The organism is Clostridium sp. CM74B_53, assembly GCF_036318045.1.
Classification (GTDB): domain Bacteria; phylum Bacillota; class Clostridia; order Lachnospirales; family Lachnospiraceae; genus Pilosibacter.
This window is the reverse complement of record NZ_JAWQDE010000001.1, coordinates 139,107-156,602: the sequence shown is the minus strand read 5'-3', so window position 1 is coordinate 156,602 and position 17,496 is coordinate 139,107. Positions and strand designations below refer to the sequence as shown.

The 17,496-nt window shown below is 50.2% G+C and carries 17 protein-coding genes and 1 other annotated feature; all 17 genes read left to right on the top strand.

The features are described from left to right. The first annotated feature begins 82 nt into the window (after window positions 1-82). The 17 genes from rpmG (at window position 83) to V2546_RS00570 (ending at window position 17,398) form a co-directional block, all read left to right on the top strand. Complete coding sequence (gene rpmG / locus V2546_RS00650) at window positions 83-232, top strand: 50S ribosomal protein L33 (RefSeq protein ID WP_008726232.1); 150 nt, start codon at window positions 83-85, stop codon at window positions 230-232. Window positions 233-259: 27 nt separating this feature from the next. After that, window positions 260-466, top strand: coding sequence for a preprotein translocase subunit SecE (gene secE / locus V2546_RS00645; RefSeq protein WP_015553095.1), 207 nt, complete (start codon window positions 260-262; stop codon window positions 464-466). Window positions 467-481: 15 nt separating this feature from the next. Next, on the top strand, window positions 482-997 hold the full coding sequence (nusG, locus tag V2546_RS00640; RefSeq protein ID WP_117484019.1) for a transcription termination/antitermination protein NusG: 516 nt from the start codon (window positions 482-484) through the stop codon (window positions 995-997). A 117-nt stretch (window positions 998-1,114) separates the two neighbouring features. Beyond that, window positions 1,115-1,540 (top strand): 50S ribosomal protein L11, encoded by a 426-nt coding sequence (gene rplK, locus V2546_RS00635; RefSeq protein WP_117469078.1) that lies wholly within the window; start codon window positions 1,115-1,117, stop codon window positions 1,538-1,540. Window positions 1,541-1,633: 93 nt separating this feature from the next. Further along, window positions 1,634-2,329: a 50S ribosomal protein L1 gene (rplA, locus tag V2546_RS00630; RefSeq protein ID WP_015553098.1), complete on the top strand. Its 696-nt coding sequence runs from the start codon at window positions 1,634-1,636 to the stop codon at window positions 2,327-2,329. A gap of 136 nt (window positions 2,330-2,465) precedes the next feature. Then, window positions 2,466-2,603, top strand: a sequence feature (ribosomal protein L10 leader region). A gap of 54 nt (window positions 2,604-2,657) precedes the next feature. Beyond that, the gene (gene rplJ / locus V2546_RS00625) at window positions 2,658-3,170 is read left to right on the top strand and encodes a 50S ribosomal protein L10 (protein ID WP_021904618.1); all 513 of its coding nucleotides are present in this window, start codon (window positions 2,658-2,660) and stop codon (window positions 3,168-3,170) included. A 121-nt stretch (window positions 3,171-3,291) separates the two neighbouring features. After that, window positions 3,292-3,666, top strand: coding sequence for a 50S ribosomal protein L7/L12 (gene rplL, locus V2546_RS00620; protein WP_015553100.1), 375 nt, complete (start codon window positions 3,292-3,294; stop codon window positions 3,664-3,666). A 354-nt stretch (window positions 3,667-4,020) separates the two neighbouring features. Continuing rightward, a complete protein-coding gene (locus V2546_RS00615; RefSeq protein WP_118297227.1) occupies window positions 4,021-4,647 on the top strand; it encodes a D-sedoheptulose-7-phosphate isomerase in 627 nt (208 codons plus the stop codon). A 129-nt stretch (window positions 4,648-4,776) separates the two neighbouring features. Further along, window positions 4,777-7,050 carry a hypothetical protein gene (locus V2546_RS00610; protein WP_329751282.1) on the top strand — a complete coding sequence of 758 codons (2,274 nt, stop codon included), beginning with the start codon at window positions 4,777-4,779 and terminating at the stop codon, window positions 7,048-7,050. An 11-nt stretch (window positions 7,051-7,061) separates the two neighbouring features. Continuing rightward, a complete protein-coding gene (locus V2546_RS00605) occupies window positions 7,062-9,023 on the top strand; it encodes a hypothetical protein (protein ID WP_329751281.1) in 1,962 nt (653 codons plus the stop codon). A 126-nt stretch (window positions 9,024-9,149) separates the two neighbouring features. Then, window positions 9,150-10,856, top strand: a complete 1,707-nt coding sequence (locus V2546_RS00600) for a hypothetical protein (protein ID WP_329751280.1) — start codon at window positions 9,150-9,152, stop codon at window positions 10,854-10,856. Continuing rightward, the gene (locus tag V2546_RS00595) at window positions 10,846-12,348 is read left to right on the top strand and encodes a hypothetical protein (protein WP_329751279.1); all 1,503 of its coding nucleotides are present in this window, start codon (window positions 10,846-10,848) and stop codon (window positions 12,346-12,348) included. The genes V2546_RS00600 and V2546_RS00595 overlap by 11 nt, the downstream gene beginning before the upstream one ends. A 4-nt stretch (window positions 12,349-12,352) precedes the next feature. Beyond that, on the top strand, window positions 12,353-13,126 hold the full coding sequence (gene rfbF, locus V2546_RS00590) for a glucose-1-phosphate cytidylyltransferase (protein ID WP_118297222.1): 774 nt from the start codon (window positions 12,353-12,355) through the stop codon (window positions 13,124-13,126). 32 nt (window positions 13,127-13,158) lie between these two features. Beyond that, window positions 13,159-14,217, top strand: coding sequence for a CDP-glucose 4,6-dehydratase (gene rfbG, locus V2546_RS00585; RefSeq protein ID WP_118322004.1), 1,059 nt, complete (start codon window positions 13,159-13,161; stop codon window positions 14,215-14,217). A gap of 25 nt (window positions 14,218-14,242) precedes the next feature. Beyond that, the gene (gene rfbH / locus V2546_RS00580; protein WP_118297220.1) at window positions 14,243-15,583 is read left to right on the top strand and encodes a lipopolysaccharide biosynthesis protein RfbH; all 1,341 of its coding nucleotides are present in this window, start codon (window positions 14,243-14,245) and stop codon (window positions 15,581-15,583) included. Next, window positions 15,580-16,428 carry a LicD family protein gene (locus V2546_RS00575; protein ID WP_329751277.1) on the top strand — a complete coding sequence of 283 codons (849 nt, stop codon included), beginning with the start codon at window positions 15,580-15,582 and terminating at the stop codon, window positions 16,426-16,428. The genes rfbH and V2546_RS00575 overlap by 4 nt, the downstream gene beginning before the upstream one ends. Then, window positions 16,421-17,398 carry a glycosyltransferase family 2 protein gene (locus tag V2546_RS00570; RefSeq protein ID WP_329751276.1) on the top strand — a complete coding sequence of 326 codons (978 nt, stop codon included), beginning with the start codon at window positions 16,421-16,423 and terminating at the stop codon, window positions 17,396-17,398. Before V2546_RS00575 ends, V2546_RS00570 begins: the two co-directional genes overlap by 8 nt. Window positions 17,399-17,496 lie beyond the last annotated feature (98 nt).

Genomic DNA, 17,496 nt, shown 5'->3' with positions numbered 1-17,496 from the left:
GTCTTTTTTTTATGCTCAAAAAACGATAGCAATGAATAGAGAAAAGGCCGCCTTACAAAGAAATTAAACGGAGGTGGAAGTCGTGCGCACTAAGATTACACTGGCATGCACAGAATGCAAGCAGCGCAACTACAACATGACGAAGGATAAGAAGACTCATCCGGACCGCATGGAGACAAAGAAGTACTGCAGATTCTGCAAGAGACATACGATGCACAAAGAAACTAAGTAATCCGGTTTGCAAGAAGGACGTGAATTTATGGGAGAAACGGCAAGTAATGAGAAAGCCCCTAAAACGGACTTTATCAAAGGCTTAAAAGCTGAATTCAATAAGATCATCTGGCCGGATAAAGATACGCTTACAAAAGAGACCGTTGTTGTAGTCGTATCAACAGTAATTCTGGGGATTGTTATCGCAGCCCTTGACCTGATCATCAAATTTGGTCTCAATATTGTACTTGGTTAAGGATGAGGTGAAGATATGTCAGAAGCACAATGGTATGTTGTACACACTTATTCCGGATATGAGAATAAGGTAAAGGTTGACATTGAGAAAACAATCGAAAACAGAGGTCTTCAGGATCAGATCTTAGAGGTCTCCGTCCCGCTGGAAGAAGTCATCGAGCTTAAAAACGGTGCTCAGAAGCAGGTCGAGCGTAAGATGTTCCCGGGCTATGTGCTGATTCATATGATCATGAATGATGATACATGGTACGTTGTACGGAACACCAGAGGTGTGACCGGATTCGTAGGACCGGGATCCAAGCCGGTGCCGCTTTCAGAAGAAGAGATGATGAGCCTTGGCTTTAAGACACCGGATGTCGTTGTGGATTTCGCCGTCGGAGATACCGTCGTTGTTACGGCCGGCGCATGGAAGGATACCGTCGGTGTCATTAGAACCGTCAATGAGTCCAAGCAGTCCATTACAATCAACGTCGAAATGTTCGGCCGTGAAACACCGGTGGAACTGAGCTTTTCTGAAATCAAGAAGATGTGACCGTAAACGGACTAAGATCCGGACCGGTCGTCCGTACCTTTTTTAGGAAAACGGACTTTGTGCCCGCGTGGGAGGGAAATCCCCGACATTACCACATTATTTAGGAGGTGCCTAATTATGGCAAAGAAAGTTACAGGTTATATTAAATTACAGATTCCTGCCGGCAAGGCAACACCGGCTCCGCCAGTTGGACCGGCTCTTGGACAGCACGGTGTAAACATCGTACAGTTCACAAAGGAGTTCAACGCTAAAACTGCTGATCAGGGCGATATGATCATCCCGGTTGTTATCACAGTTTACGCTGACAGAAGCTTCAGCTTCATCACAAAGACTCCGCCGGCTGCTGTATTATTAAAGAAGGCTGCAAAGATCAAATCCGGTTCCGCAACACCGAACAAAGCAAAGGTAGCTACTCTTACAAGAGCTGAGGTACAGAAGATCGCTGAGCTCAAGATGCCAGACTTAAACGCTGCAAGCATCGAGGCTGCTACAAGCATGATCGCTGGTACTGCTCGTTCCATGGGTATCACCGTAACAGACTGATCGTAAGCAACTGAATGGAGGACGGACCTCCATATACAGCAACAATCACGTGGGAGGGAGGACTCCCGACACTACCACAGGAGGTTTTTTATAATGAAAAGAGGAAAAAGATACGTAGAAGCGGCAAAAGCTATCGACCGCGCTACTCTTTATGATACAGCAGATGCAATCGCATTAGTTAAAAAGTCTGCTGTTGCTAAATTTGATGAAACAATCGAGGCTCACTTAAGAACAGGCTGTGATGGCCGTCATGCTGATCAGCAGATCCGTGGTGCAGTAGTTCTGCCGCACGGAACAGGTAAGACTGTTCGTATCCTTGTATTCGCTAAAGGACCGAAGGCTGATGAGGCTCAGGCTGCAGGCGCTGACTTCGTTGGAGCAGAGGATTTAATCCCGAAGATCCAGAACGAAGGCTGGTTAGATTTCGATGTAGTTGTTGCTACACCGGATATGATGGGCGTTGTTGGACGTCTTGGTCGTGTACTTGGACCGAAGGGCTTAATGCCGAACCCGAAGGCTGGTACCGTAACAATGGACGTTACAAAAGCTATCAAAGAGATCAAAGCTGGTAAAATTGAGTACAGACTCGATAAGACAAACATCATCCACGTGCCAGTAGGTAAGGCTTCTTTCACAGAAGAACAGTTAGCGGACAACTTCCAGACGCTTATGGATGCAATCAACAAAGCTAAACCGAGCACAGTAAAGGGCGCTTACTTAAAGAGCGTTACTCTTACTTCCACAATGGGCCCGGGCGTTAAGTTAAACGTAGCTAAGTTAACAAACTAGTCGATTGTGTCATTTTAACTGTCAGACATTGATCTGGTTCTGCGCCCCAGCGGCGTACAGCCGGATTGACCGTCTGGCAGTATTTTAATGCAAAAAACTAAAAAAGTGATTGACAATCCAAATATATTATGATAAACTATTCGGGTATTGAATGCCGAAGACAGCAGGTGCCGTAAGGCGTAAGGTAAAAACACCTGCCGAGGGACGTACAAAACTCACACAGAATTTTGTAAACCTCTCGGTCTGCGGACAGAGAGGTTTTTCTGATAAGCGAAAAAATGCTGTGACGGCGAATCCAATACTAAATAAAACAGGAGGTAAACCATTCATGGCAAAAGTTGAATTAAAGCAGCCGGTAGTTGCTGAGATCGCTGAAGTCCTCAACGGAGCAAAGTCTGCTGTAGTCGTTGACTACCGTGGATTAACTGTTGAGCAGGATACTGCTCTTCGTAAACAGTTAAGAGAAGCTGGTGTTTCTTATAAAGTATATAAGAACACAATGATTCGCTTCGCTGCAAAGGGAACTGAGTTCGAAGCACTTGAGCCGCATCTTGAAGGACCGACAGCACTTGCTGTTTCTAAAGAAGATGCAACAGCTCCGGCAAGAGTATTAGCTGAGTTCGCAAAGAAAGCTGACAAGCTTGAATTAAAAGGCGGCGTTGTAGAGGGAACTTACTACGATGCAGCAGGTATCGGTGTAATCGCAAGCATCCCGTCCAGAGATGTTCTTCTTGGAAGACTTCTTGGAAGCATGCAGTCCCCGATCACAAACTTCGCTCGTGTTCTCAACCAGATCGCAGAGAAGAACGGCGAGGGCGCAGAGGCTCCGGCAGAGGCTTAATCCTCATCCCGGTCCTGCAGGCGGAAACACGCATCGCGTGATCCCGTCAAAGGCAGCATAGATGCTGTATAAAAGTTGTGAAAAAAACGTGAAATATAAATTATTATGGAGGTAAATTATAATGGCAAAGTTAACAACCGCTGAGTTTATCGAAGCTATCAAGGAATTATCCGTATTAGAGTTAAACGAATTAGTAAAGGCTTGTGAGGAAGAGTTCGGTGTATCCGCAGCAGCAGGCGTAGTAGTTGCAGCAGCAGGCGCTGGCGCAGCAGCAGAGGAAGAGAAGACTGAGTTCGACGTTGAGCTTACAGAAGTAGGCCCGAACAAGGTTAAAGTTATCAAAGTTGTTCGTGAAGTAACAGGTCTTGGCCTCAAGGAAGCTAAGGACGTTGTAGACGGCGCTCCGAAGGTTCTTAAGCAGGGTGCATCCAAAGACGAAGCTAACGACATCAAGACAAAACTTGAGGCTGAAGGCGCTAAGATTACTCTTAAGTAATTTGACGATAAAAGTTCCGGACAGCAGCTATGAGGCAGAATGTGCTTGCATATTGTGACTCAGAGATATTGGACGGATTAACCGCATGAGCAAGAGATCCGCAGGAAGGTGGCTTCCTGCGGATTTTTTTGTTTAGCAGGAAGTCACCTTACTGCTAAACAAAAAAATCCGCGTATCTAAGCTGCGCACCCGTGCGAAGATGAAGGTTGTCGCAAGAATGTAAAAACTCTGTAAGATTCTGTATTGTAAGCAATTTGACGGTGGAAAGACCGGCGCTTATGTGTTAAAATGGATAGCATGAAAATGGCAATACCTGCCCATTATACAGGATCAGGCGGGTGAAAAGGAGAAAGAATGATTCAGGAATTAGTAAAGAGATATCCGGTCCTGGATGCCGTAAAGGACCAGATCGAAGAGGCATACAAGATCTTAGAGACATGCTATGAGAACGGCGGAAAACTTCTGATCGCAGGAAACGGCGGAAGTGCCGCAGATTCTGACCATATCGTCGGTGAGCTGATGAAAGGCTTCGTAAAACGCCGCCCGGTATCTGCGGAACTCGCAGAGGCTTTAAAACAGGCAGACCCGGAACGCGGAGCGGAACTCGCGAAGAAACTCCAGGGCGGACTTCCGGCCATCGCGCTCACAAACCATGCAGCGCTTTCCTCCGCATTCGCAAATGATGTGGACGGGATGCTTTCCTATGCCCAGCAGGTAAACGGCTATGGAAAAGCAGGGGATGTGTTCCTCGGGATCAGTACCTCCGGAAACGCGGAAAATGTGATGTATGCCGCAGTGACCGCAAAGGCGAAGGGAATGAAAGTGATCGGACTCACAGGAAAGACCGGCGGAAAACTTGCAAAGATCGCAGATGTCGCGATCATCGTACCGGAGCAGGAGACTTACAAGATCCAGGAACTCCACCTTCCGATCTACCATGCGCTCTGCCTGATGCTGGAAGACAGATTTTATGCGGAATAGTACCGATATGATAATACGTATCTGCGTAATGTTGAAAAATCCTATGAATGCCTGCGGACGATATCCGGATGTGCGAATGGGCAGACAGCAGGAATCATGCCGGAGAAGAACCGCAACCGGGGGGAAATTATGAAGAGACGGGAATGGGCCTCGTTAATTATTCTGGCGCTGGCGGCGGTGCCCGCGCTCTTAGTTGCGATCGGACAGGTTTATGTGACAGGAGTGGATGGGATCCGGCTTAGAAGACCGGAGACGATCGAACTTCTGGCAGAGATCATTGTGCTGTTTTTCCTATATCTGTTCGCGATATGGAAAATCGATCGAAACCGGCTCAGAGCAGGAGCAGCTCTCCTGATCACAGCCGGATTCCTCTGGATCCATCAGGCGTTCACGGCGATGTTCCTGTCCGGCGCCTATGTTCTGGTCCTTTTGATGCTCGGCGCGCGCCTTCGCAGAGGGATGGACAGAAATCATGTCTGGAGAGAGTACCATGTGATCACCGGACTTGCGGATTTCCTTCTGGGAAGCGGATGTATGATCTTTTTATTCTGTATAGGATCCCTGCTTTTCGGGTGCGGGATCCGGAGCTTCCGTTTACTTACGGTGATCATTGCCGGATTTCTGATCGGTTTCCGGTTTATGGAATTAAGGACGGCAGGAGATGACGGAAAGCCGTGGAGACAGATCCCGAAGGAGACGAAGATCTCTCTGGAAATGTCCGCCTGCATCGCGATCATTCTTGCGATGGTCCTCCTGCAGGCCGGAAGAATGAACATCTGCGCCGATTACGACTCGCTCCATTATGGCCTGCGGAGTGAGTATGTCCTGGATAACGGCGGCGGGATTTATGAAAATCTCGGAATGGTCAACGTGGTATACACGTACTCGAAGGGCCTGGAGACACTGCTTTTACCGATCTCCGGGCTGCCGTCCTACGGCTTTTTCCTGAGTTTCCAGATCTGGATGACGCTTGGGACCCTGATCACTGCGGGCCAGATCGTGGAACTTTTTGTCGGAAGAAAGCATGCGGTGGGTTGTATGACGCTGCTCTCCTGCATACCCGGGATCATGAACATGTCCATCACTGCAAAGACAGACTCTATGACGGTATTTATGCAGCTTGTCATGCTTTTGTTTCTGCTGCTTTACATCAGGAGAAAGAAGGACGCTTATCTGGTACTGGCGGTGGATGCCTACCTGATGACACTCGTGTTAAAGCCGACGGCGCTTGTATTTTCCACAGCGGCGGCAGGAACCGCCGGACTTTACATCCTGCTCACAAAACAGCTGAGATTTAAGTTCCGCGGAAGTTTCCTTCCATCCCTTGGCTTTATGATCCCGATGTGGCTTCTCATTTGGTACCGGACATGGCTGCACACGGGACTTCCGCTGACATCCGTGTTTAACTCGATCTGGGCGGCCCTCGGCTTTACCGTGCGGTATCCGTACCGGTTTGAGAGTCTGCCGTCAAACGGCGGGGCACTGATCTCCCTGGCGGGGCTCAAGCACATTTTAAAGAGGATTTACGGCGTTCTCATGGCCCCGGTGGGCGAAGATATGGCGCATGTGCGGATCGCCTGGGGATCGCCGCTGCTCCTGATCTTTCTTCTGATGGTCTGTCTGCCGGTGCTGGCGGATGTGAAGAGATCGGGACGGAAAGAAAAAAGCTCCCTGATCTGCCTGGCGCTGGTCTTTGTGACGAATGGGATCGTGAGTCTCGCGGCGCTTTATCTTTTATGGCAGGTGGATGGAAACTATTTCCTGCTCCTCTATGCACTTTCAGCGATCCTGGCGGTGATCACAGCAGGAAAATTAAAGAGCGGTTTCCTCCGCGGAACGATCTGCAGGATGCTGGTCCCGTTCCTTCTTTTTAATGTGACGATCACAGCCGTGAGCAACTGGGGGGGAACGCTGGGACTGACACCGGTGAAAATCTTCCATAAAGGATATTATGATCATATGGAAGAATCCCATGAACTGCTCGTCTCATACGGAAATGAGAAGATCTGGGACGTGCTGGCGGAAAATCCGAGAAACCGCGTCGTCGTATTCGGGGAACAGCCGGAGATGCTGCGTTTCCCGTGCAGCACCCAGAGCTATACGGACATCGAGGGAAGCGGCGGAAACTTCAATCTGTCATCCAGCCCGGAGGCACTGGCAGAGTTCTTTACATTCGCGGGAGTGGATCATATCTATCTCGGAAGCGGATACTTAAAGCCCGGAACGGACGGATTCCGAAATGTGACAGGGCTTTTAAAACAGGGGTATCTCTCAGACCTCCTGTATGAAAATGGAAACGGGCTTGCAGTATTCTCGCCAGAACCGAGAGAACTCTCCGCGGAGGAGAGCGAGGCGCTTCTGGCGGAGTTTACCGAAAAATACTGGCCCGGAGAACAGCAGTAAGGGGATAAGACATGAATTTACAGGAGAAAACCTCAGAGGCGTGGAAGAGGTGGAGCCCGGAGCTTCTGATCTTTGCGCTCCTTCTGGGATTTGGATTTTGGATCAATCGTGGAGTAGAACTGAAGGGACTTTATATGGATGATCTGTACCTCTGGTCCTGTTATGGGGACCAGTCGTTTACAGAGTATGTATTCCCGATGGGCAGCAGCCGGTTCCGCTTCCTGTTTTACCTGGCATCCTGGCTGGAACTTTTCTTTATTGGGGGACATGTGGAATGGATGGTTCCGTTCAACATCATCCTGAACGCGGGGATCGCGTACAGCATTTATCGGATGGCAGTGTCATTCAGTGATGGGAGAAAGATCTTAAGCTTTGCAGCCGGCATTCTCTACCTGTCTTCGAGAATGGCATATTATCAGATCGGACAGTTCTACGGTCTGATGGAAAGCCTGGCACTCTGGGCGGCGCTCGGGATGCTGTGGTTTCTGTACCGGTACGTGAATGAGAAAAAAGCGGGGGCGTTTCTCGCAGCCAACGTTCTGTACTTTGTGGTCAGCTTCATTCACGAGCGGTATATGGTGCTCCTGCCGCTTCTTCTCTTAACGGTGCTCCTTGGCTTTGGAAAAGGTCTGGGAACGGAAAATGCGGCCGCGGAACCGGAGAAAAAAAACGAACCGGAGCGCGCGGCAGAGCCGGGACGCAGCCGTGGAAGAGGACAGAGTCGCGGAGCACAGAGTAAGAAAGATGCAGCAGACCGCGCGGAAGCAGCAGACACAGAAAGCAGTTTCCGCCTACCAGGGATCCTGCTCATCTTGCTCCCGATCGTGGTATTTGGAGTGATCCAGATGATCCGTCTCCGCACGATCGGAACGCTGTCACCGGCAGGAACCGGCGGAACGGATGTGGCAGATACCTTCCAGCTCACGGATGCGATCAACCAGGCGATCAGCCAGGTGGGATTTGTGTTCGGAAGAAACTCCGGACCGGATTATCTCTGCATTGAGCCGTTTGTGGACAGCCCGGACGGGATCCGGAACCTGATCCTGGCAGCGGAAGCCGTTCTCGGAGCCGGTGTGCTGGCGGCCGTTCTTGGTATGGTGAGAGATCGGGAAGAGATTGTCTGTCATTTAAAGAACACGATCCTGTTTCTTGGATTTATCGCGCTCTGCATTGGCAGCTCCAGCGTGACGATCCGTGTCGAGATGCGTTGGGTCTATGTGGCCTATGCAGCGGCGCTCCTGTTCTTTGCTTATCTGTCCCGTGTGATGGGAAAAGCGGGGATCCTGGTACTTTTATACGGCTGTCTGATATTCCCGGTTGAGACATATTACCGGGACAACTGGGATAACCTGTATTTATGGGCACCGCAGAGTCAGTACAATTCTCTGGCGGAAAAGACATACGGAACATACGGGGACGATATCTTCGACAAAGAGATCTATATCATCGGAAAAGATTTCGAGATCAGTGATTTTAATGCAGAAACATTCCTGAAAGTATGCGCAAAAGGAAAAACAAAGGTTCCGAAACTTCAGTTTATCGACAGTGATATGGACCTCAAGGAGATCACGGACAATATGGTGATCCTGTGTGAGGACCCGGAGCACAATGCGTACAACGATGTGACGGAGATCGTGAAGCGGCAGCGATTCGACACGCCGTTCGGAAGCTATGCGGACGGGTGGATCGATGAGAACGCAAAGATCGTTCTGACAAACGGGGAGAGCAGCAAGCTGACCTTGAAATGCTATTACCCCGGCAAACTTACAGGCGGCGAGACCTGTAAGATCAAGGTGAACGGACGGCAGATGGATGACCTTGTATTTACGGACAATACGATGTACTACGAAATCCCAGCCGCACCGTATCAGAGATTTACGCTGGAGTTTTCGTGCAACTTTTATGTGAAAGGCGCGCGGGAACACCGCGGGGAAGAAAATCTGGCAATGGTCGTGAAGGTAGTCGACCAGTAAGCAGCCGCGGCAGCCGCTGCGCGATATCCGAGGGAACCGCTTATCTGAAGGTTTCACGAAAAAAGTGCAGCGGCTGCCGGACATGATGATGCATGGCTGTTACGGAGAAAAAAGGAGAATCAGAAAATGAATGAACAGCAGTTGGCTCCCATGACCGTGGGATTTGCCATTGCAGTGGTCCTGATCCTCGTGATCGGATTTTTCCGGAGAAAGAGGAACATGATCGCCCATCTTGCTCCCGTAAAGCGGGAATTAAAGAAGGAAAAGCAATGGCTGCGGCGCGGGGAGTATAATGCGGCAATGGTAAAAGGCCGCCAGAATCTGGAATTGTTCTTAAAGCTTGTGGCAGAGTTTAACGGGATCGAGCTTGATAATTCCGCCCAGGCGATGGCGAATGCCCGGAGCAGTTCAGATGGAAGAGGACAGCGCGAGACTTACCGGACAAACGGAAGAAAGCGCCAGAGCGTCATGACATTCCAGCAATTTGGATGGTGGCTCGATGAGAACGGGTATCTGGACCGTGTCGGAAAGTGGGAATTAAATGAGATCCGCGTGATCGGAAACAAAGCGGTACATGAAAATTATGTTTCCAAGGAAGATGCCTGGAATCAGTATAACTACATGGAAGATCTTCTGCGGATCGTTGCGGACCGCCATGCGAACCGTCATAAAAAACGGGGGCCGGAGATCAAAAAGAGCCAGACAGGACATTATGGGACAAATGTGAGAAAAACATACGGAGCGCAGACGAAAGCACGCGGTCAGAATCAGTCACAGGGACGCGGACAGTCAAAAGGACATAGCCAGAATCAGACTGGACGAAGCCAGTCAAAGAACGGTGGACAGGGAAGGCCGGAACGAGATCAGGCGAAGAGCGGCGAAGGAAAACATGAGCACGTTCAGACGAAAAGCAACCGTCAGGGACAGGCTCAGAGACGCGAAAACGGAAAGCAGTCCAACACAAAGCAGTCCGCCGCTAAGAATGGACAGAATATCAGAACAGGTGGAAATGCAGACCGGGATGCGAAGGAAAATAGAAAAGCGGCAGATCAGCCGATGTCGAAAAAGGTTCCGGAAGAGCGGAAGGTAAAAAATCCACAGAAGAAAGAATCGCAAGTCGAAGCGAACAAACTTCAGCAGAGCAGGATTGTGAAGACCGAAGCGAACAAGCCTCAGCCAGGCAAAGAAGTGAAACCGGAAACAAATAAACATCAGCAGAATGAGAAAGCTGAGGCTGCTGTGAGTATCAAAGTACAGACAGCTGGAAAGTCAGAAGAGAGAAAGCCGCGATCCATCGTGACAGTGCAGCCGGTACAGCCGGTGACCCCAGCGGAAAAGACTGCAGGAAAACCGCTTCCGTTGATGCCGTTGGAGAAAAAAACAGAGGATGTACAGCAGGAGAAGTTAAGCTCTTCCGCAAAGAGACGCCAGAGAAGAAAGCGGGCACAGGCGGCAAGAGAGGCAGCCGGGACGTCTGGAATGAATCGTGAGTCCCGTGAGACTGCAGCACCGCAGACAAAGCCTGTCAGACCGGCAGAATCCCGCCCGGCTCGTCAGGAAGGGAACAGGACAGAACGCAGACCCCGTCAGGCCGCACCAGCGACATCCATGAGGATCGTGACACTCAGCCAGCCGGTGAGCGGACGTACAGCAGCTGATCAGATCAGGAACGAAAGTACAAGATCAGCAGTATCAAAAGCAGATAAACAACCGCAGACGGAAACACAGAAGACACAGAGTGAGAACACGGCGAAACAGGCGGCAAGACGCCGCAGAGCGAGAAGAAGACCGGCAGCGAAGACCGCAGCAGGCGGAGGAGATCATGAAGAATAAGAAAAGTTATATCTACATCGGACTTCCGATCCTTGGGATCCTCTTTTATCTGGCATATTTAAAACGCTCCGCCATCGACATGGTGTATTCCGACTATATCCGGCTGATCAATTCCTATCTGCCGGACGTCTGGAATCCGGATAAGTTCTTTGTTGCGGATCTTCTCACGAGAATTCCGGTAAACTTTTTAGAACGCGGTCTGAATGTGATGATCTTCGGCTACAGCGTTACCGTGGACCGCGTGATGGGCGTTCTCGGATTCGGGCTTTCCGCACTGGTGATCGGCTGGTACAGCAGGAAAAAAGAACTCTGTCCGGTCTGGTATGCGGCTATGATGATCGTCATGTTCAGTCTGAATAAATGGGAGATGCTGTACAACGGAACCGGATGGGCGCATTTCCTGGCATTTGGATTGTTCTTCTGGAATTATGCGCTGCTTGACCGGGTATATGAAAAAGGCTTCAGGAATGCAAAGCGGTCGGAGCTGGTATTGCTCTTTGTGCTGCCTTTCGTGATCACGATCGGGGCAGCAGGTCCGTACTGCGCGATCTATACGGTGACGATCGTACTCGCATATCTTTTTATCTATGTACGGGATGTCGTGTGTTTAAGACAGACCGGCAAACAGTCAGATCAGAAGAGCAGAGCAGAAACAGGAAATGAAGCAAGTTGGAAAAAAGATAACGGAATCATCGCTGTAATATCTCCGAAACGTTCCGGGATCGGAACGGCCCGCATGATCGCCCTGATCGCGGCAGCAGTCATCCCGTTCCTCATCTATCTCTGGAGCAATTCCCAGGCGGTTTATGAGTATTCCGGAGCGGTAAATGTGCCGCTTTTTACAGCTTTCCGACAGGATCCGAAATTTTTTATTAAATTTCTTCTTAAGTCTTTTGCTTCCATGGTTTTTGGAGTAGAATTGATTGACAGGAGCTTTGCGGGGCTTCCGGGGAAAGTATGGTGTGCGGTCGGTGTGATCGTACTGGTTTCGTACTTCTTCGCACTGTGGATGAATTTTTATTACCGGATCGAGGAAAAGACGATCCTGCCGCTGATGCTTTTGGCGGGCGGCGGCATGAACCATCTGATGGTGCTCGTGAGCAGATATATCTTTATGCCGAACGATAAATATGGAATGAGCTCCAGATACGCATTGCAGTACCAGATCGGTATCATCGGGATCTTCCTGACGTTTGCCCTGGCGGCAAAGTGCGGATTTTGCAGGAAAAAAGCCACACTGGCCATGCCTGTAAAGACTGTATCTATCGCTCTCGCAGCCATGTTCCTCATTGGAAACGTGATGACGACGACTGAGGAGTTCCGCTTCGGAAAATACCGGAAAGAACATAACCGGGATGAAGTAAAACAGATCTTATTAAATTTTGAAAATGAGTCAGACAACACACTGGAGGATGCGCTGGAATATCACAAACCGGGATGCCGGTCAGCGCTTACGATCCTGAAAGAAAACGGTTGGAATATATGGAGGTAGACCTATGAAAGTAGTTATCCTGGCAGGAGGATTCGGAACAAGGATCAGCGAGGAGAGCCATTTAAAACCAAAGCCAATGATCGAGATCGGTGAGAAGCCGATCCTCTGGCATATCATGAAATATTACTCCCAGTTCGGATACAATGAGTTTATCATCTGCCTGGGATATAAGCAGTATGTGGTAAAGGAATTCTTTGCAGACTATTTCCTTCACACATCCGACGTGACCTTCGATCTCGCAAACAACAGCATGAAGGTCCACAACAATTACTCCGAGCCCTGGAAGGTGACCCTGATCGATACAGGATTAAATACCATGACCGGCGGACGTGTAAAGCGCATCAGAGACTATGTCGGAAATGAGCCGTTCATGCTGACCTACGGTGACGGCCTTGCGAATATCGACCTGAAAGCGCTCGAAGAGTTCCACAGAAGCCACGGAAAGATCGCAACGATCACAGCCGTCAATATCGGACAGCGTTTCGGCGTCCTTGACCTCGAGGAGAACGGAAAGATCAATTCCTTCCGCGAGAAGAATGATGACGACGGAAGTCTGATCAACGGCGGATACATGGTCATGAACCCGGGCGTATTCGACTACATCGAGGGCGATTCCACCGTATTCGAGCAGGAACCGTTAAGAAATCTTGCAAAGGACGGCGAGCTTATGGCATACCGCCATGAGGGATTCTGGAAGTGCATGGATACCCAGCGTGAGAAACAGCAGTTAGAGGCGATGTGGCAGTCCGGAAACGCGCCCTGGAAGATCTGGGAATAAGGAAATAAAGATCCGTAATTGGAGAAGATGAGATGAACTTAAAAGAAGTTTTTGACTTTTATAAAGGAAAAAATGTCCTGGTGACGGGACACACCGGTTTTAAGGGAACATGGCTTTCCAGGATCCTGGTAAATGCTGGAGCAAACGTCACAGGATATTCTTTAAATCCGCCGACAGATCCGGCGTTATTTGACATGGCCGGTCTTGATGGAAAGATGAATTCCGTCATCGGGGACATCCGGGACCTCGTCCATTTAAAACAGGTATTTGAAGAGACAAAGCCGGAGATCGTCCTGCATCTGGCTGCACAGCCGATCGTAAGGGATTCCTACAAGGATCCGGTCTACACCTATGAGACGAATGTCATGGGCACTGTCAATATTTTAGAGTGCGTCCGCCTGAACCCGTGTGTAAAGTCATTCCTGAACGTGACGACGGATAAGGTGTATGAGAACAGGGAGTGGGAGTACGGCTACCGCGAGGTGGACCGCCTGGACGGCTATGATCCGTATTCCAACAGCAAATCGTGCTCCGAGCTTGTGACACACAGCTATAAAAAGTCCTTCTTTGCGGACGGACACTGTGCGATCTCGACCTGCCGTGCCGGAAACGTGATCGGCGGAGGAGACTTTGCGAATGACCGGATCGTTCCGGACTGTGTCCGCGCAGCGATGGCGAAGAAGCCGATCATCGTCCGCAATCCGCATTCCACCCGCCCGTATCAGCATGTTTTAGAGCCGTTAGCGGCATATCTGATGGTCGCAAAGGCACAGTATGAGGACGGGAAATATGCCGGTTACTACAACGTGGGACCGGATGACAAGGACTGTGTGACGACCGGTGAGCTTGTGGACATGTTCTGCAATGCCTGGGGAAACGGACTTTCCTGGGAGAATAAGAGCGACGGAGGTCCCCATGAGGCGAACTTCTTAAAGCTCGACTGTTCGAAGTTAAAGACTACATTCGGCTGGCACCCGCGTTACGGCGTGAAGGAAGCGATCGGACTCACGGTGGAGTGGTGCCAGGAGTATGAGAAGAACGGCGATGTTGTCGCTGTGATGGACAGACAGATCGCAGAGATGTTTCAGTAGAGGAATAGACAGGAAAGGAAAAATTATGTTTGAGAATAAGACAGAAGCAGAGGCAAGAAAAGAGATTCTTGACCTCGTAGCTGAATATGCCGATAAATTCCATAACCAGAAAAAGGAGTTCCATGAGGGAGACCGCATCCCGTATGCGTCCCGCGTGTACGACAGCAAAGAGATGGTAAACCTTGTGGACAGTTCCCTGGAGTTCTGGCTCACATCCGGACGCTACACGGATGAGTTCGAGAAGAAGCTTGCGGAGTACCTCCATGTGCGCTACTGTGCCCTTGTAAACTCTGGCTCTTCCGCAAACCTGGTAGCATTCATGACCCTGACCTCCCCGCTGCTCGGCGACCGCCGCGTAAAGCGCGGAGACGAGATCATCACTGTTGCGGCAGGTTTCCCGACGACCGTTACCCCGGCGATCCAGTACGGCGCTGTTCCGGTCTTCGTTGACGTGACGATCCCGCAGTACAACATCGATGTTACAAAGCTCGAGGAAGCACTTTCCGAGAAGACAAAGGCAGTCATGATTGCCCATACACTCGGAAATCCGTTCGACCTTGCGGCAGTCAAAGCGTTCTGCGAGAAGCACAACTTATGGCTCATCGAGGACAACTGTGATGCACTGGGATCCAGATATACGATCAACGGCGAGGAGAAATTCACCGGAACAGTCGGCGATATCGGAACTTCCAGCTTCTACCCGCCGCACCACATGACGATGGGCGAGGGCGGAGCTGTCTATACGGACAACCCGCTGTTAAATAAGATCATCCGCTCTTTCCGCGACTGGGGCCGCGACTGCGTCTGCCCGTCCGGACATGACAATATGTGCGGACATCGTTTCGACAGACAGTACGGAGAACTTCCACTGGGCTATGACCACAAATATGTATACTCCCATTTCGGCTATAACCTGAAAGCGACAGACCTTCAGGCAGCGATCGGCTGCGCGCAGATCGAGAAATTCCCGACCTTCGTGGAGCGCAGAAGACACAACTTTGACCGTCTGAGAGCCGCTCTTGCGGAGACGGAAGACCGCCTGATCCTCCCGGTTCCGGCCGAGAACTCCAGACCGAGCTGGTTTGGTTTCCTGATCACATGCAAGAAGGGAACAGACCGGAATAAACTCGTCCAGTACATCGAGAGCAAAGGCATCCAAACGAGAATGCTGTTCGCCGGAAACCTGATCAAACATCCGTGCTTCGATGAAATGAGAGCGGAGAAAAAGGGCTACCGAGTTGTCGGCACACTCGAAAATACCGACCGGATCATGAGCGATACCTTCTGGGTGGGCGTTTATCCGGGAATGACAGACGAAAAGATCGACTATATGGCGAAAGTGATCAAAGAGGGGCTGTTACAGTGAGTGAAGAAAAATCCTTTGACCTGACGAAAGTCCATGAGGTCAATTTAAAACTTTTAAAGGAGATCGACCGGATCTGCAGAAAGTATAAGATCAAATATGCCCTGGACTCCGGTACACTCCTTGGCGCAGTCCGCCACGGCGGATTTATCCCGTGGGATGACGATGTGGATGTCATGTTCACGAGAAAGAACTATGAGATGTTCGCGAAGGTCGTAAGGCGGGAACTGCCGGAGGACATGTCCTTCGTGGAGCCGAATGAATACCATGGAGGAAAGGCATTCTACGACTTTATCTCCCGAGTGACGTACAACAAGAGCCAGAAATTCGAGGACTCCGGAAAGATGGAGTTTTATGACGACAAGATCAGCCGCCTGAATGTGGATTTGTTCATCGTGGACGGACTCCCGGCAGGAAAGCTCGCAAAGAAGCTCACAAAGCTCTCCCACTGCGTTCTCTACGGATTCGCCCTGGGACACCGCTATGAGATCGATTACAGCGACTATAAGGGCGTTATGAAACTCTTTGTGGCGGTCCTTGCCAATATCGGAAAGCTGATCCCATTCCCGGTGATCTGGAAGCTCTGGAATGCTCTGTGCTGCTTTGACAGCAGAAAAGAGCGCCCGCTGTATTTCTACACGGGCTATGCGCCAAACTGGTTCTATGTGGAAATGAAGCGCGAGTGGGACGACGAGGTTGTCGAGATGCCGTTTGAGGACACGAAGTTCTATGTGCCGTCCGGCTGGGACGAACTTCTGACACAGCTCTACGGCGATTACATGAAACTTCCGCCGAAGGAAAAACAGATTCCGGAACATTCCGATATGGAGATCAAGATTTATGACTAAACTGCTTTCGGTCGTTGTATCGGTATACAACGAGGAGCTGGCGCTTCGTGAATTTTACGCGGAGACGGGGAAGATCTTAAAAACGCTGCCGGAGGACTGGGACTACGAGTTCCTGTTCGTGAACGACGGCAGCAGGGATCAGTCCCTTTCGATCCTCCGGGAGTTCGCGGCGTCGGACGAAAAAGTGAAGATCGTCAACTTTTCCAGGAACTTCGGGCATGAGGCAGCGATGATCGCGGGACTGGACTATGCGGGCGGTGACGGTATCGTCTGCATGGACGCGGACCTGCAGCATCCGCCGGAATGCCTGCCGGAGATCGTGGAAAAGTTTGATGAGGGATACGAAGTGATCAGCATGGTGCGCACGAAAAATAAGACGGCGGGTTTTGTAAAGAACTTTACATCCGCAGCGTTCTACAAGCTGATCAACCACCTCTCAGACGTGAAGTTTGAGGCCAATGCCTCAGACTTTTTCGCAGTGAGCAAAAATGCGGCGGAGGTCCTCCGGAACAACTACCGGGAGAAGGTCCGCTTCCTGCGCGGCTATGTGCAGAGCATCGGATTCGAGAAGACGACGATCGAGTACGAGGCGAGACCGCGGTTTGCGGGGGAGAGCAAGTACAGCATCAAAAGTCTGTTTAAATTTTCCATCAACACGATCCTCTGTTTTTCGGACCTGCCGTTAAAACTCGGGATCTATTCCGGTGTGATTACGGCACTTTTCGGCCTGATCATGGTGATCTATACGGTCTATACCTGGGAACTGTACGGGGCGCCGAACGGTTATGCGACGATCGTTGTCCTGATCTCGTTCATGTTTTCCGTGCTGTTTGTGATCGTCGGGATCATCGGTGAGTATATCGCGATCCTGTTTGCTGAGATCAAGGACCGACCGGTCTATATCGTGAGAGATACTGCTAATTTCGGGAAAAAACGAAAACAGGATACGATAGGACAGGACCTTCAGTGAAAAAAGGAGATTTTCTCGGCCTGACAGGCGAAAAAGCCCCGGAAACACTGGAAAAACATTACAAAATCATGAATAATTTGTGTAAATTTGAGAAAAGG